Consider the following 14,095-nt stretch of genomic DNA (forward strand, 5'->3'; position numbering starts at 1 on the left):
AATGTCTGTCATCTCACCCGCTAAGGCCGCCTCCACCGGAGGGGCGAACGCCGGCAGCTCAAGGACGCGCCCCGGCAAGCTTGCCGAGTCCGGCAGCCCCACCGTACGGCCCCCTGCGGCTGCCCACCTGACGGACGAGCAGGTGGCGGAGCTGGGCCGCGAGCTCGATGCCATCCGCGACGAGGTCCTCGCCAAGCGCGGCGCGGAAGACGCCGCCTACATCCGCCGGGTTATCAAGGTCCAGCGTGGCCTGGAAATCTCCGGCCGCGCCGCCCTGCTGGTTGGCAAGAACAAGGCTGCCTGGGTTGCCGGCACCACCCTGCTGAGCCTGGCCAAGATCCTTGAAAACATGGAGATCGGGCACAACGTGCTGCACGGCCAGTGGGACTGGATGCGGGACCCGGACATCCACTCCACCACCTGGGAGTGGGACTTTGTCACCCCCTCACGCTCGTGGCAGCACACCCACAACGACCTGCACCACCGCTGGACCAACGTGGTGGGCAAGGACAACGACGTCGGATACAACCTCCTGCGGATGGACGAACAGCAGCCGTGGAAGCCGATGAACCTTGGCAACCCGCTGTACAACGCCATCCTGGCACCCCTCTTCGAGTGGGGCATCGCCATCTACGACCTTGAACTGACAGAGTTCAAGGAAGGCAAGAAGTCCAAGGAAGCGCTGCACAAGGACCTCAAAGCCCTGGGCAAGAAGGTGATCACGCAGTTCACCAAGGATTACGCCGCGACTCCCGCCGTTGCCATGCTGACCGGCTCCGGAAAGCAGGCGCTCTACGGGACGCTGACCGCCAACGCAGTGCGGAACGTCTGGGCCCATGCAGTGATCTTCTGCGGCCACTTCCCTGAAGGCACGGACACCTTCACGGAGGAAATGGCGGAAGGCGAGACCCGCGGCGACTGGTACATCCGCCAGATGATCGGCTCGGCCAACATCTCCGGATCGAAATTCATGCACATCATGACCGGTAACCTTTCGCACCAGATCGAGCACCACCTTTTCCCGGACCTGCCCTCCAACCGGTACGCCGAGGTTGCACCCAAGGTCCGTGAGATCTGCCAGCGCTACGGTCTGAAGTACACCACCGGTCCGCTGCTGAAGCAGGTCGGGTCCACCTGGGGCAAGATCTTCAAGCTGGCGCTGCCGGGCAAGGCTGCCAAGGCCTGACCACAGCACCGCCGCCGGCTCTAGGCCCGCCTGCCGGGTGACAGCACCATGTCATCCAGCTTCGGCAGGGCGTGCCTGAGCCGGTGGTCCGCCTGGTCCAGCACGTCCTGGGCCGAGGACAGGCTGCCGTCCTCTACCAGCACGGTGGCGGTTCCCTGCAGCCGGTGGCCGCTCCAGCGCAGCTGCAGGCGCTGCACCGCCAGGACTCCCGGAGTGCCTTGCAGTGCCTCGGCGGCACGGGACACCAGGTCGGGTTCAATGCCGTCCATGAGCCGGCGACCGATACTGCGGACGGTTCCCCACAGCAGCACCATGATCGCTATTGAAATCAGCAGGCCGACGACGGGATCCGCCAGCGGGAAGCCCAGCATCACGCCAAGGGCACCCAGCACCACGGCCAGGGACGTGAAGCCGTCCGTCCTGGCATGGACGCCGTCGGCCACCAACGCGGCGGACCCGATTCTGCGGCCTACCCGGATGCGGTAGATGGCCACAGCCTCGTTTCCGGCGAAGCCGATCAGCCCGGCCGCCATCACCCAGCCCAGGTTCTGGAGCGGCTGCGGATGGATCAGCCGGTCCACGGACTGCCAGCCTGCCACCACTGCCGAGAGGGCCACCACCCCCACGATGAAGAGCCCGGCCAGGTCCTCCGCCCGCCCAAACCCGAACGTGTAGCGGCGGGAGGCCGCCTTCCGGCCCAGGATGAAAGCGATCCACAGCGGCACCGCCGTCAGGGCATCGGAAAAGTTGTGGATGGTGTCCGCGAGCAGCGCCACGGAACTGCTGAACAGCACCACCATGAACTGCAGCACGGTAGTACCCAGCAGCACGAACAGGCTGATTTTCAGTGCACGGATCCCCTCGGTGCTGGCCTCCATAGCGTCGTCGATCGAATCCGCGGAGTCGTGCGTGTGGGGGACGAACAGCTCCGTCAGCCAGCCCTTGAAGCCGCTGTGGTGATGGTGGCCGTGGTCATGGCTGTGCTCGTGCCCGTGGCTGTGACCGTCGTGGGTGTGCCGGGCCGCCTGCTGGCCGGGTCCAGTCATGAGGCGTGTCCCTCTCCGCCCTTGCCCGGCAGTCGGTGGTGGGCCGGTTCGCCACCCAATGCGTGCTCCGCCTGGAAGATGGCGTCCGCCACGAGCTGCCGGGCATGCTCGTTCTCCAGCCGGTACAGCACCCGGGTCCCGTCCTGGCGGGCGGAGACCATTCGGGCCAGCCGCATTTTCGCCAGATGCTGCGAGACGGCGGCAGGGGACTTGCCCACCACCTCAGCCAGCGCACCCACGGCCATTTCGCCGTCGTGCAGCGCGAGGATGATCCGTACCCGCGTGGCGTCGGCCAGCATGGAAAAGACCTCCACGGCCAACTCCACGTATTGGCTGTCCGTTGCCAGCGCGCATCTGTTCGTATTTGCATTCATGCGCATATGGTGTCACATCAGGGGCAGGCGCCGCACTATGCTGTCGGGGCGCCGCCGTCGGATAATGGATCGCACAGCTGCGCCGCCTTTGGAGGAAAGATGAAATTCGTGGGAGCCCTCATCGTCATCTGGCTGGTCATCGGCGGCGTGGCCGCCTGGCAGCGGGGCTATTTCGGCGGAGCCCCCGGGTCCTGCGCAGAAGCAGGCACCGTCGCGGTGACCATCGTCGCAGGGCCGCTGAACTACATGGGCGTCAATCCGCAGATCACCTGTGAGCTGCCACAGCCGTCCCAGTAGGCGGACAGGGCCGCCCCGCGGCTGCAGGAGAACGGCCGGACCGGTCCTAGAGTAGGGACTGCGCAGGTATTGGCATGCCGCCTGCCTGCTCCGATAAGTCTCGAAAGGAATTCGCCGCGATGGCTTTCATTACCGTTGGAACTGAAAACAGCACCGACATCGAGCTCTACTACGAGGACCACGGCTCCGGCCAGCCGGTGGTGCTGATCCACGGCTACCCACTGGACGGTGCGTCCTGGGAACGGCAGGCCACGGCCCTCCTGGCTGCCGGCTACCGGGTGATCACCTACGACCGGCGCGGCTTCGGGAAGTCCAGCAAGACCACCGAAGGCTACGACTACGACACGTTCGCGGCGGACCTCAATACCCTGCTGACCACGCTGGACCTCAGCAACACCGTCCTTGTGGGGTTCTCCATGGGCACGGGCGAGGTGGCACGCTACCTGGGCACCTATGGTTCGGAGCGCATTGCCAAGGCAGCCTTCCTGGGGTCCCTGGAACCGTTCCTGCTCAAGACCGATGACAACCCCGGCGGTGTGCCGCAGGAGGTCTTCGACGGGCTTGAGGAAGCCGTCACCGCGGACCGGTATGCGTTCTTCACCGAGTTTTTCAAGAACTTCTACAACTCGGACACGTTCCTGGGCACACCCCGCCTCAGCCAGGAGGCCGTCACCGCCAGCTGGAACGTGGCCGCAGGCTCCGGTGCCACTGCGTCCGTGGCCGCGCAGGCCACCTGGCTTACGGACTTCCGCCAGGACATTCCCAAGATCGACGTTCCTGCGCTGATCGTGCACGGCACCGCGGACAACATCCTCCCCATCGACTCCACCGGGAGGCTGTTCGCCAAGGCACTGCCGGAAGCGGAGTACGTGGAAATCGAAGGGGCGCCGCATGGCCTGCTCCTGACCCACGCCGCGGAGGTCAACGAAGCCCTGCTCGGCTTCCTGGCCAAGTAGGGCTGACTGGCCAGCTGCGTTAAAACATCCGGCGACGGCGGGAAACCGCCGTCGCCGGATGAGCAGGATCTGATGGGGCAACGTCGGTGCGGGTGGGGAAGTGAACCGGGGGCTACCGGCGGAAGCCGCCGCCTCCGCCGCCGGGGCCCTGCTCCGCCGTGTACTCGCCGGCGGTGACGGTATCAACCTGAGTGGCGCCGTCGAGCGAGCCCTCACCCAGGCCCGCACTCACCGTTGCCGTGCCCCCGGTGTAGACGGTGTATTCGGTGCCCGCGGTGATTGCCGCTGAGGAGAAGACCAGCGAGGCAGCGGCCTTGGTGGTGACGAACGCTGCCACCACGGTTCCGGACGGGTCGGCGATCTGGATGACGGTGCCGGCCGGGACGGACGAGCCGAGCGTCACCTGCACGCCGGACTGGGTGGAGGAGGCCCCGGGGGTGACCGCCATGCCCGCGCTGCCGGCAGCGGCTACGGTTCCGCCGGTCACGGCGAGTTCGCCGTTGACGTCGAGGGCACCGTTCCCGTCGTTCGTGGGGCCGTTCACTACCACGGTGCCGCCGGAAATGGTGGCGTTGCCGTTGGAGTCGAGGCCGTCGCCCTGCGCATTGATGGTCAGCAGGCCGCCGCTGATGTCCACGGTGTAGTCGCCCACCTCCATGCTGCCGCCTGCTCCTGCACCGGAGGAGGCCGTGCTGCTGCCGCCCGAGGCGTTCACGCCGTCGTCGTTGGAGGTGATGTTGGCGGTTCCACCGGACACCACGATGTGCTGGGCCTCCAGGCCCTCCTCGGATTCCTTGACGGTGGTGTCGCCGGCGGCGATGGTGAGGGTGTTGAAGGCCTTGACGCCGTCGTCGCCGGCCGTCACGGCCAGAGTGCCGCCATTGACCAGGACCCAGCCGCGGCCCTCGTCCTCCTCGTTGTCGGACTTGAAGCCGTCATCGTCCGCGGTGACCTGGTAGGCGCCGTCCAGCAGCACCGCGTAGTCCTTGCCCGCAATGCCGTCGTCTGCCGCGTCCACGGTGACGGTGCCGCCGGCCAGGACCAGCCCGTCCTTGCTGGAAATGCCGTCGTTGTAGTTGCCGTCCACGGCAAGGGTGCCCGGGCCGGCGATGGTGAGGTCGGCCTTGGAGTAGAGGGCGGCGTTGGGGGCGTCCGTTCCCTGGTCGGCGTAGGTGGCGGAGTCGCTGATCGAGTTGTTGGTGCCGTCCGCCAGGTAGACGATCGCCTCGTCCGCGCTTTCCACCACAAAGGAAGACCCCGTGGAGTTGGCCAGGGTGGCGCCGTCCAGGATGACGCGGACGGTGTCCTCCTCGCCGGCGGCCACCACGATCTTGCCGTCGGTGAGCGACCCGCTGAGGCGGTAGGTGCCCGCGGCACTGATGGTGACCGTGTCACCGTCCACCGAGACGCCGGATGACGACCCGGATGCCACGGAGCTGGCGCCGTCCGCCAGGGTCACGGCTACCTCGGAGGCCGTATCCCAAGTGAGGTCGTCGCCGTCGAAGTGGGTGTCCTGGGCAAGCGTGTCCAGCGACACCGCCGTGGTGGTGCCGGCCGAGCCGGACGACGCCGAGCCGGAAGAGACCGAGCTGGAGGACCCGGTGCTGGAGGTTCCGGTGACACCGGTGGGGGCCGTGCCGGTTACGGAGCAGCCGGCCAGGCCGATGGCGGCTGCCATGGCGGCAACGGAGAGGTAAGTGCGGAGGCTTTTCATGGAGTGTCCTTGGGTGGGGGGGGAGAGCGGATGGGTAAGGCATGCAGGATGGTCTGCCGGGCAGCGTGCTGTTGGCCGGGCGGCCAATCAGGCAGCGGTTGGAGGGTGCCCTTTCAGGCGGCAGGGCGGAGGGGGAGGCTGCGGGACAGCGTGCGGTTCCAGCGGTTGGCGGGAAGTTCGGGCCGGAGGGCGGCCATCCCGGTGGCGAACTTGGAGATCCGGGACGGCCTGACGCCGGCCGCCCACAGATGCCGGTCCAGTGGCCCGGCGGTGGAGCCGGACTTGGTTTCGAGGATGACGGCGTTGTCCAGGACCCACGGCTCCCGGCCCGGCCGCTGCCATGTCACACCGGTATCGATGGTGGCGCGGCTTCCCGACTCCTGGAGGTAGAAGGTGGTGCGGTGGTACCGGGTTTCGAGGACGGGTTCCAGAGGTCCGGCGGGGATTGACCCCACCGCGGCGGCCAGGGTGTCCCGGACGTACTCCAGCCCCTCGGCCGTCAGCCGCGAACGATCTTCTGGCAGGTACGGAATGCGTTCCTTGACGGTGGCTTCCCGTGCGCCTTCGGTCTTGACTTCCAGGAAGCTGATGGCGCTGTCCACATAGGTCCGCGTGCGGATCTTGTAGCGGCGGCGCCGGCCGTGGGCTGCCAGCAGGTAGCTGTCCAGGGCGGCGGTGTCGAAGTAGACGGAGTCGTAGGCGAAGCTGCGGGCTCCATCCATTTCCAGGACCCGCGTGTCCGAGCCGAAGGTGGCCAGCAGGTGCCGCGCGGTCCCGGCGGCCAGCACATATTTCCGGTCCACGCGGGTCTGGAGTGCGGCCTCCGCGTTCAGTTCATCCAGGCCCACGGAGGGGAAGAGATGGAGATTCCCGACGGCGGCGCCCGCGGGGTTCATCGCGCGCCTGCCTGGACGTGGCCGGGAAGCTGCTCCGGGCTGGGGATGTACTCAGCGGCGGGGATGGTGCCCGCTGTGGCCGGCGCCGTCGTCGTAAATCCCGTCAGGGTTCCCGGGACTGAAGTGGCGGCGTAGGCGGCGGGGGAGTAGGCGTAACGGACGTCCACGATGGTCTTGTCATTGACCAGGTCCAGCTGCTGGATGGTGGCGGAGTGGACCTTGCCGTGCAGCACTTCCTCCAGCCGGGCGAACAGCTCGCCGTCCTCGGCAATGGCCCGGTCCAGGATGACGGTCTGATGGCGGTGCGCCGGCAGGACCTTGGGGTGGTCGCCCACGAACATCACCAGCAGGATCAGGGCCATCAGCGAAACGGTCAGCCATAGCGGCTCGATCCCGAGCCCGGCAATCAGGCCCAGGGCCAGTGCCGAGAAGTAGTAGGCCACCTCGTGCTGGGCCAGCTCGGTGGAGCGGAGCCTGATGATGGACAAGACGCCGAACAGTCCCAGCCCCAGTCCCAGGCCGGCCGCGGAACCGGACAATGCGGTGGCGACGGCCAGGACCCCCACGTTCATGCCGAGGTAGGAGACCACCAGGTCGCGCCGGCGGTGGCGGCGGAGGTAGAGGGCGAAGGTGAGGATGCTGATGGCTGCCAGGTCGGCGAGGATGAAAATGAGGTTCATGGGATTCTCCGGGATGTTTTTCGGTGGGCTGCTTCTTACGATGCCCGGCGATACTGTGCAGGTGCTGTGACGGAACCTAGCCGGATATATGAGCTTTGGATGTGGGTTTGGCGGCAGCATTCCCGGCTGCCCCGCTTGCGGGTTCCACGGCGGGCAGCCGGTCTTGCTTCCGGGCGAAAAGCCAGCGCTGCTGCACTGAGAAGCTGATGGCGAGCAGCATGAGCTCGGCCAGGACCTTGGCAGCCAGGGCCGGTACGGCGATCGCTTCAAGGGCCCAGATCAGCGCGACGTTGGCGGCGAGGAGCACCGCCACCAGGCTGAAATAACGGAGCCCCGCGGACCGGGCCGGCCGTTGCCTGCCGTGCTCGAACACCACGTGCCGGTTTACCAGGAAGTTCACCGCGGAACTCACCGCCCGGGCCCCCAGTACGGCCAGGAGCAACGAATCCACCAGCACCGTGAGCAGCAGGAATACCGTTGTGTCCACCAGGAACGCCGCAAAGGACGAGCCGAGGAACTTCAGGAGCGGGGCGTAGATGCGCACGGAGTCTGCCAGCGGGCGGAAGTGGGAACCGGAGTTGTGGTCCAGGTACACCGTGGCGATGTCCAGGGACTGGATGGAGTAGCCGGCGTTCTTCGCTTCCAGCAACAGGTTCAGCTCGTACTCGTACCGGTCGCCTCGGACCGACCTGAGCCACGGGAGCATGGCCGGCGGGTAACCGCGGAGCCCGGTTTGGGTGTCCGCAATGCGCTCGCCGGTGGCAAGGGTGAACAGCGCCCGGGTGGCCGTGTTGCCGAGGCGGCTGCGGGCAGGCACATCGCCCGTGAAGCTCCTGCTGCCGAGCACCATGGTTGCTGCGCCGCGGGGATCGTTGGTATTCCCGTGGACCTTTTCGGCCACGCGGAGGATGTCCGTCACCGTGTGCTGGCCGTCGCTGTCGGCACAGACCACATCATGGCCCGGCAGGTTGTCCGCAATGAAGCCGAAGCCGGCCTTCAAGGCGAACCCTTTCCCCCGGTTGCGTGCGTAGCTGAGGACGTGGCATCCCAGTGCCCTGACGTCGTCGAACACGTCCTTGTAGGCGGGGCCGCTGCCGTCATCAACCACCACGACGGCGGTCCACGGCTCGGCGGTGCGGATCCGGCGGATCAGGGCGGGCAAGTGGTGGTCCGGTTCGTAGGCCGGGATAAGGATGATCATGGCCGCCTACCCGGCGATGTAGAGGATGTCGGAAGTGCCGCGTTCCTTGTTCTCACCCAGCGGGTTGTTGACCAGCCCGCCGTTGAAGTACATGGTGGAGGAGCCGCCTCCGTCGATGTTGTACGCGGTGGTGGCGCCCAGGCCCTGCATGATTTCGGCCAGGCCGGTCATGGTGACGCCGGCGCTGTAGCCCGGGCTGCGGCCATCCACCACCACGAATACCAGGTGGTTCTCATCGATGATGCCGACGGCGGTGCGCGGCTGCTCGCCCTGGATGGAGTGGTTGCCGAAGTTGGTGTCCACCTCCACGTCCTCGATTCCGGAAGCCACCTCACCGTTGTCCAGGAGGGATGGGCCGAAGGAGAGGGTGTTCCAGACGCCGTCCGCCACCAGCTGTTCTGCGGTGGTGCTGGTTTCGTCGTAGACCTTGACCGTGCCGTCGCGGTAGAAGGCGAGGCCCTGGCGGGCCCCTTCATCGCGGAACACCACGCCGTTGCGGATCACGATGCCGGTGTCCCGGAACCCGTAGTAATCGCCGTTGATGGCGAAGATGGCGTTGTTCGCCTCGGCGATGGCGGAGGTGTTTTCGGTGATGTTCTCGCCGAAACTGTCGTTGGCGAACGCGGACTGCAGCGCGGTGGCGTCATCGAGCACGACGTCGGCAACGTAATACGTGACGGTGCTGTCGCCGCTGCCCGTGGTCACCGTGGAAATGCTGATGTTGGACGAATCCGACGTGTAGGACGTGTCCGTGGTGACCGCGGTGGTGGCAGTGCCGGATCCGTCGCTGGACGCGGTGGTGGTGCCGGACTGGGCAGTGCCGCTTTGGGCGGTCCCGGCCTGGCTGGCTTCGTACGCGGAGACGTCCGAGATCTCCACATGCTGCACCACGAACCGGTCCAGCGCCCAGGCGGTGGCGCCGCCGGCGGACAGCGTGAGGGCTACGGCCCCGGCGATGACGGCTCGCCTGACGCGGCCTGGTTTACATTTGGTGGTCTGCTGGAATGTCATGCCCCATTTCTACGGAGGCAAGTTAGCAGAAGGATTTGCCGTTGATGTGATTGGCCTGTGAAATTTGGGGGGCGTCGTCACTCTGCGCGGCCGGGGCAGGCACGGCGGGGCATAGCCGGTTGGCCAGGTCCTTGAGTTCCTTTGGGTGGAAGGGCTTGGTGAGGTAGGCGGCAGCTCCCGAAGCCATCCCGGCCAGTACATCGTCCTCCTCGGAGCGGGCCGTCAGGAACAGCAGCGGCGCCTTGCTCAGCGCCCGGACGGCCCGCGCCACTACGTGGCCGTCCATGTCCGGCAGGCCCAGGTCCAGCGTTACCAGGGACACCGCCGGATCGGCAGCGGCGGCAATGCCCTCGGCACCGCTCGCCACCGCCCTCACCTCGAATCCCGCGCGCGTCAGGACCACGGTGATGAGACCGCGGATATCGTCGTTGTCCTCCACCACAAGGCAGACACGTTGTTGTTCCATTGAAGCCCCCCAGGCCAAAGATGGCATCAGTCTAGCGTGGCGGGCCTAACCGTCGTAGTGAGTCTTCGCCGGCCCCTGGCCCAGGGAGTTGACAACCGCGCTGGCCACCTCGTGGAGTTTGGCATTGCGGGTGCTGGAGGCGGTCTTGAGGATATCGAAGGCGTCCTGCTGGCTGCACCGGTTCTGCGCCATGATGATGCCCACGGCCATGTCGATGACGGTCCGGGATTCGAGGGTGGCGCGCAGGTTCGCCGCAGTCTCGCTGTAGTGGGCGAAGCGCACTGCCAGGCGGAGGGCCAGTGAGGTCTGGCCGACGAAATCCTCGGCAAACTTGAGCGCCCGGCCCTCGAACCGGTGCGGGCGCCGTGAATACAGGAGCAGGGCGGCCCTGGTTTCGCCCTCCAGCCGGAACGGCAGTGCAAGCACCGAACGGATGCCCTGGCCGAGGACGGCCTCGGCATATTCCGGCCAGCTGCCGTCGTTTTCCAGGTCCGGCACATGCACTGTCACCTTCTCCATGGACGCCGTCAGGCTGGGCGTCTCAGCGTACTTGTGCTCAAGGAGGCCGAGTGACGCGGCTTCCGGGCTGCTGCTGGCCACGGTTGCGGCCTTGCGCTGCCGCAACAACGTGATGGCGCACAGGATTTCATCGCCGGGTTCGGAAAGGTTGCGCGCGGACACCCGCGCCAGTTCATTGAGGAAGTCCTCAACGTCGGAGCTGCTGAGGACCAGCTCGTGCAGGTGTTCAGTGATGGATGTATCGGTTTTTGCTGTTGACTCGCTGGCCACGATTCTCTGGTGCCATTCGCTCAGGTCAAAACGAGCCAGGCAACATTCACGCCGGCCGGCGGAAAGCCGGAAGGGGTTCAGGTCGCTGGATCGACGAACTTTCCAACGGCCTGCTGCTAAACCGATATTCAGAAGTATATACATGGCTTCGCAGGCCAAAGTGTCATGTTTCCGCACCTCCACCACTGGCGGACGCGGGGTGTTCCCGGCAGAATGAAGCGGTCGCCGTGGCTGCGGTGGCAACCGGACGCCAACGGACACTTCGCCGGAGGGACGCGAACATGACCAGACTGCTCATCATCGGTCCGCCGGGTTCGGGCAAAGGGACACAGGCGGAGCACCTTGCCCGCCATTTCAACGTTCCGGCCGTCTCCACGGGGGAGATTTTCCGCAGCAACGTGAACAGGGAAACGGAACTTGGCCGCCAGGCCGCGGGATATCTCGACGGCGGCAGTTTCGTTCCGGACCATCTCACCAATGCACTCATCAGGGACCGGCTGCAGGACCCGGACCTCCGTTCCGGTTTCCTGCTGGACGGCTATCCCCGCACCGCGCCGCAGGTGGCGGAGCTGGACACCATGCTGGCCAGCCAGGGCAGGGCGCTGGATGCCGTCATCGAACTGCTGGCCCCGGATGCCGAACTGGAGCAGCGCATGCACCGGCGGGCACAGGAGCAGGGCCGCTCGGATGACACCGAGGAGGTCTTCCGCCGCAGGCTGGAGCTCTACCACACGGAAACACATGAAGTACTCTCGGCCTATGCGGGCCGCGGACTGTTGGTACCCGTGGACGGCACCGGAGACCCCGGAGAGATCACCGCCCTGGCGATCGCCGCCGTCGAAAAATTCCTGGCCTCTTTCCATCCCCGCCCCTGACCGGCCTCACCAGCAAAGGAAACCCCCATGAAGATTGCCGTCACCGGCGGAAACGGAAAACTTGGCCGGCATGTGGTCCGCCGCCTCACGGACGACGGCCACCAGGTCCTGACCCTGGACCGTGCTGGAACACGCAGCCCGGCGCTCCTGGTGGTGGACCTGCGCAACTACGGCCAGGTGCTGGACGCCCTGTTGGGGGTGGATGACCGCCACGACGGGTTCGACGCCGTGGTGCACCTTGGTGCCATACCGGCGCCGGGCATCCTTCCGGACGCCGCCACGTTCGAGAACAACATGCTCTCCACCTACAACGTCTTCCAGGCCGCGCGCCGCGCCGGGATCAAAAAGGTGGTGTACGCCTCCAGCGAGACGGTGCTGGGACTGCCGTTCGACGTCGACCCGCCCTACATTCCCGTGGACGAGGAATACCCGGCCCGGCCCGAAAGCACGTACTCCCTGGTCAAGAAGCTGGAAGAGCAGATGGCCGTCGAAATGACGCGCTGGGACCCCGACCTCAGCATCGTGGGACTGCGGTTCTCGAACGTCATGGACATCGAAGACTATGAGCGGTTCCCTTCTTTCGACGCCGACGCGATGCTGCGCAAGTGGAACCTCTGGGGCTACATCGACGGACGGGACGGCGCGCAGGCGGTAGCGAAGGCACTGGAGAACGGAAAACCGGGGTTCGAAGCGTTCATCATCGCCAACGCGGACACCGTCATGAGCCGGTCCAGCGCCAGCCTCGCCGCGGAGGTCTTCCCCGCTGTCAAGGTGACCAAGGAACTCGGCGAGCACGAAACCATGCTCTCCATCGACAAGGCGCGGCGGCTCCTCGGCTTCGAGCCCGAACACAGTTGGCGGGATCACGAGGGATAATCTTCACCCTAGGCAATACTTACCGGGCACTGACCCACGCGGCAAGGATGGACACCACGGTGGCACAGCACGAAACAGCAGGCTCCGGAACGTCCCGCACGGCGGCCGGCAGGAACACCGGACGCTGGCGGGCCTTCCACGACAAGTTCGTGGTGGAGGAACGCTTTTTGGAGCCGGCGGACCGGCGCGGCCTCTACCGCGCCTCGCTCATCCTGGCTGTGCTTGGCCTGGCACTCTTCATCGCCACACTGGTCAGCGTGGTGCAGGCGGACGGCCTGTCCGCGGCAGACGGCCCGGTCCGCGACTGGCTGCTGACGGAGCGCTCCGGCGCCCTCACCGCCGTCATGATCTTCCTGGCCGTGGTCTTCGGCCCCATCGCGCTGCCCATCATCGTCCTCGTGGTCATCCTGGTGTGGGGATTCGCGGCGAAGCACGCCTGGCGCCCCATCCTCCTGGCTTCAGCCATGCTCAGCGGCGTCATCATCTCGCAGATCATCCTCCGCATTGTCCAGCGGTCCCGCCCGCCGGAGGACACAATGCTCTTCGGAATCGACCACACCTTTTCCTTCCCGTCCGGCCACGTCCTGGGCGCGTGCGACTTCCTGCTGGTGGGCACCTTCCTCATCTTTTCGCGCCGCAGGAACACCCGGGCCGCCGTGTTCGGGTTCGTTGGTGCCGGCGTCGGCATCGTGCTGGCGTCGGTGAGCAGGCTGTACCTGGGCTACCACTGGCTGACCGACACCCTCGCCTCGTTTTCGCTCTCGCTGCTGATCCTGGGCGGCGTGATCGCCCTGGATACCTGGCGGACGGCTAGGGTTCCGGGCGAGCGGGTCACCGGGGAGCTGTCCAAGGCGGAAACCCCTCGCGACTGAGGCTGGTCAGCCGGACGGCCGCTGCCGGGCGCGCTTCAGGGCGCTGTGCAGTTTCAGGTTCGCAGCTTCGAGTTCCAGCACCATGGCCACTCCGGCGAGATTGAGGCCCTGTTCCAGCAGCTCACCTATACGCAGCAGCACCGCGATGTCATCCTCGCTGTACTGCCGCGTACCGCCGGAGGTCCGGGCCGGCGTCAGCAGGCCCCTGGTTTCGTAGAGGCGGATGTTCTGCTGGCCCGTGCCGGTCAGCCGGGCAGCTACCGATATGGCGTAAACCGCAGTGGATCCGGGCCGCGCGGGAGGCGGGACCTGCGGTTCTGCCATGCATCCTCCAAGTACTCGGTGCGGTCTTGCTTCAGTTTTTCACGGGTGCTATAAAAAATCTATATCCGCCACCATAGAAGATGCACAGTAGGAAGAAGACTCGAAACCCCTGTCCCGCACCACCAAGCTGCAAGGAGTGGGCGATGATGGCACGTCCTCCCGACTACTACGCCATCCTGAACGTGCCGCCCGACGCCGGCCGTCTGGACATTGCGCGGGCCTACCGCGGCCTCATGCGCGCCCACCATCCCGACGTCGGGCCGGCGGATTCCGTCCAGGGCACGCCAGGGGACGAGCTGCTGCGGATCATGGACGCGTACGGGGTGCTGCGCGACCCGGCCCGGCGGGCGGCCTATGACCGGCAGCGGACTTTATCGACAGACAGGACTGCATCGACGGGCCAGCCCCTGACGCCAGGCAGGCCCGTTGCTGTCCGGAAGGTACCCGGCAACGGCGGAGCCTCCGGAGACATCATCCGGGTCACCCCCGTGCGCTGGGAAAGCGGGCCCTGGGCCTGACTCCGGGCGAGCGG

General features: G+C 66.4%; 17 protein-coding genes. 7 read left to right on the forward strand and 10 right to left on the reverse strand.

What is annotated here, in order from left to right; all coding sequences use genetic code 11:
• Position 1: 1 nt before the first annotated feature.
• On the forward strand, positions 2 to 1,186 hold the full coding sequence (locus tag OVA06_RS02285; protein WP_261620266.1) for a fatty acid desaturase family protein: 1,185 nt from the start codon (positions 2 to 4) through the stop codon (positions 1,184 to 1,186).
• A gap of 20 nt (positions 1,187 to 1,206) precedes the next feature.
• Here OVA06_RS02285 and OVA06_RS02290 read toward each other — a convergent pair whose 3' ends face one another.
• Complete coding sequence (locus tag OVA06_RS02290; protein ID WP_268155996.1) at positions 1,207 to 2,232, reverse strand: cation diffusion facilitator family transporter; 1,026 nt, start codon at positions 2,230 to 2,232, stop codon at positions 1,207 to 1,209.
• On the reverse strand, positions 2,229 to 2,606 hold the full coding sequence (locus tag OVA06_RS02295; protein WP_268155997.1) for an ArsR/SmtB family transcription factor: 378 nt from the start codon (positions 2,604 to 2,606) through the stop codon (positions 2,229 to 2,231). Before OVA06_RS02295 ends, OVA06_RS02290 begins: the two co-directional genes overlap by 4 nt.
• Before the next feature lie 99 nt (positions 2,607 to 2,705).
• Between OVA06_RS02295 and OVA06_RS02300 the strand changes: the two genes are divergently transcribed.
• Both OVA06_RS02300 and OVA06_RS02305 read left to right on the forward strand, forming a co-directional pair.
• Positions 2,706 to 2,903, forward strand: coding sequence for a hypothetical protein (locus OVA06_RS02300; RefSeq protein WP_261620269.1), 198 nt, complete (start codon positions 2,706 to 2,708; stop codon positions 2,901 to 2,903).
• Positions 2,904 to 3,022: 119 nt separating this feature from the next.
• Positions 3,023 to 3,859 (forward strand): alpha/beta fold hydrolase, encoded by an 837-nt coding sequence (locus tag OVA06_RS02305; RefSeq protein ID WP_268155998.1) that lies wholly within the window; start codon positions 3,023 to 3,025, stop codon positions 3,857 to 3,859.
• A 112-nt stretch (positions 3,860 to 3,971) separates the two neighbouring features.
• On the opposite strand, the gene OVA06_RS02310 is transcribed toward OVA06_RS02305, so the two are convergent.
• From OVA06_RS02310 to OVA06_RS02340, 7 genes are all read right to left on the reverse strand, one after another.
• Positions 3,972 to 5,573, reverse strand: coding sequence for a carbohydrate-binding domain-containing protein (locus tag OVA06_RS02310; RefSeq protein WP_268155999.1), 1,602 nt, complete (start codon positions 5,571 to 5,573; stop codon positions 3,972 to 3,974).
• Positions 5,574 to 5,686: 113 nt separating this feature from the next.
• On the reverse strand, positions 5,687 to 6,469 hold the full coding sequence (locus OVA06_RS02315) for a polyphosphate polymerase domain-containing protein (RefSeq protein WP_268156001.1): 783 nt from the start codon (positions 6,467 to 6,469) through the stop codon (positions 5,687 to 5,689).
• On the reverse strand, positions 6,466 to 7,149 hold the full coding sequence (locus tag OVA06_RS02320; protein WP_268156002.1) for a DUF4956 domain-containing protein: 684 nt from the start codon (positions 7,147 to 7,149) through the stop codon (positions 6,466 to 6,468). Before OVA06_RS02320 ends, OVA06_RS02315 begins: the two co-directional genes overlap by 4 nt.
• Positions 7,150 to 7,225: 76 nt before the next feature.
• Positions 7,226 to 8,350 (reverse strand): bifunctional glycosyltransferase family 2/GtrA family protein, encoded by a 1,125-nt coding sequence (locus tag OVA06_RS02325; RefSeq protein WP_268156004.1) that lies wholly within the window; start codon positions 8,348 to 8,350, stop codon positions 7,226 to 7,228.
• 6 nt (positions 8,351 to 8,356) lie between these two features.
• Positions 8,357 to 9,361 carry a phosphodiester glycosidase family protein gene (locus tag OVA06_RS02330; RefSeq protein WP_268156006.1) on the reverse strand — a complete coding sequence of 335 codons (1,005 nt, stop codon included), beginning with the start codon at positions 9,359 to 9,361 and terminating at the stop codon, positions 8,357 to 8,359.
• Positions 9,362 to 9,383: 22 nt separating this feature from the next.
• Positions 9,384 to 9,827 carry a response regulator transcription factor gene (locus tag OVA06_RS02335; RefSeq protein ID WP_268156008.1) on the reverse strand — a complete coding sequence of 148 codons (444 nt, stop codon included), beginning with the start codon at positions 9,825 to 9,827 and terminating at the stop codon, positions 9,384 to 9,386.
• A 45-nt stretch (positions 9,828 to 9,872) separates the two neighbouring features.
• Positions 9,873 to 10,616, reverse strand: a complete 744-nt coding sequence (locus tag OVA06_RS02340) for a GAF and ANTAR domain-containing protein (RefSeq protein WP_268156010.1) — start codon at positions 10,614 to 10,616, stop codon at positions 9,873 to 9,875.
• Positions 10,617 to 10,897: 281 nt separating this feature from the next.
• Between OVA06_RS02340 and OVA06_RS02345 the strand changes: the two genes are divergently transcribed.
• From OVA06_RS02345 to OVA06_RS02355, 3 genes are read left to right on the forward strand one after another with little or no spacing between them, the layout of a single operon-like run.
• Complete coding sequence (locus OVA06_RS02345) at positions 10,898 to 11,491, forward strand: adenylate kinase (RefSeq protein WP_268156012.1); 594 nt, start codon at positions 10,898 to 10,900, stop codon at positions 11,489 to 11,491.
• A gap of 27 nt (positions 11,492 to 11,518) precedes the next feature.
• Positions 11,519 to 12,367 carry an NAD-dependent epimerase/dehydratase family protein gene (locus tag OVA06_RS02350; RefSeq protein WP_268156014.1) on the forward strand — a complete coding sequence of 283 codons (849 nt, stop codon included), beginning with the start codon at positions 11,519 to 11,521 and terminating at the stop codon, positions 12,365 to 12,367.
• A gap of 59 nt (positions 12,368 to 12,426) precedes the next feature.
• The gene (locus OVA06_RS02355) at positions 12,427 to 13,239 is read left to right on the forward strand and encodes a phosphatase PAP2 family protein (RefSeq protein ID WP_268156016.1); all 813 of its coding nucleotides are present in this window, start codon (positions 12,427 to 12,429) and stop codon (positions 13,237 to 13,239) included.
• A gap of 6 nt (positions 13,240 to 13,245) precedes the next feature.
• On the opposite strand, the gene OVA06_RS02360 is transcribed toward OVA06_RS02355, so the two are convergent.
• Positions 13,246 to 13,563 (reverse strand): MerR family transcriptional regulator, encoded by a 318-nt coding sequence (locus OVA06_RS02360; protein ID WP_056078093.1) that lies wholly within the window; start codon positions 13,561 to 13,563, stop codon positions 13,246 to 13,248.
• Between the two features lie 143 nt (positions 13,564 to 13,706).
• Between OVA06_RS02360 and OVA06_RS02365 the strand changes: the two genes are divergently transcribed.
• Positions 13,707 to 14,081 carry a J domain-containing protein gene (locus OVA06_RS02365; RefSeq protein WP_268156018.1) on the forward strand — a complete coding sequence of 125 codons (375 nt, stop codon included), beginning with the start codon at positions 13,707 to 13,709 and terminating at the stop codon, positions 14,079 to 14,081.
• Positions 14,082 to 14,095 lie beyond the last annotated feature (14 nt).

It is taken from the genome of Pseudarthrobacter sp. SL88, assembly GCF_026672455.1.
Taxonomy (GTDB): domain Bacteria; phylum Actinomycetota; class Actinomycetes; order Actinomycetales; family Micrococcaceae; genus Arthrobacter.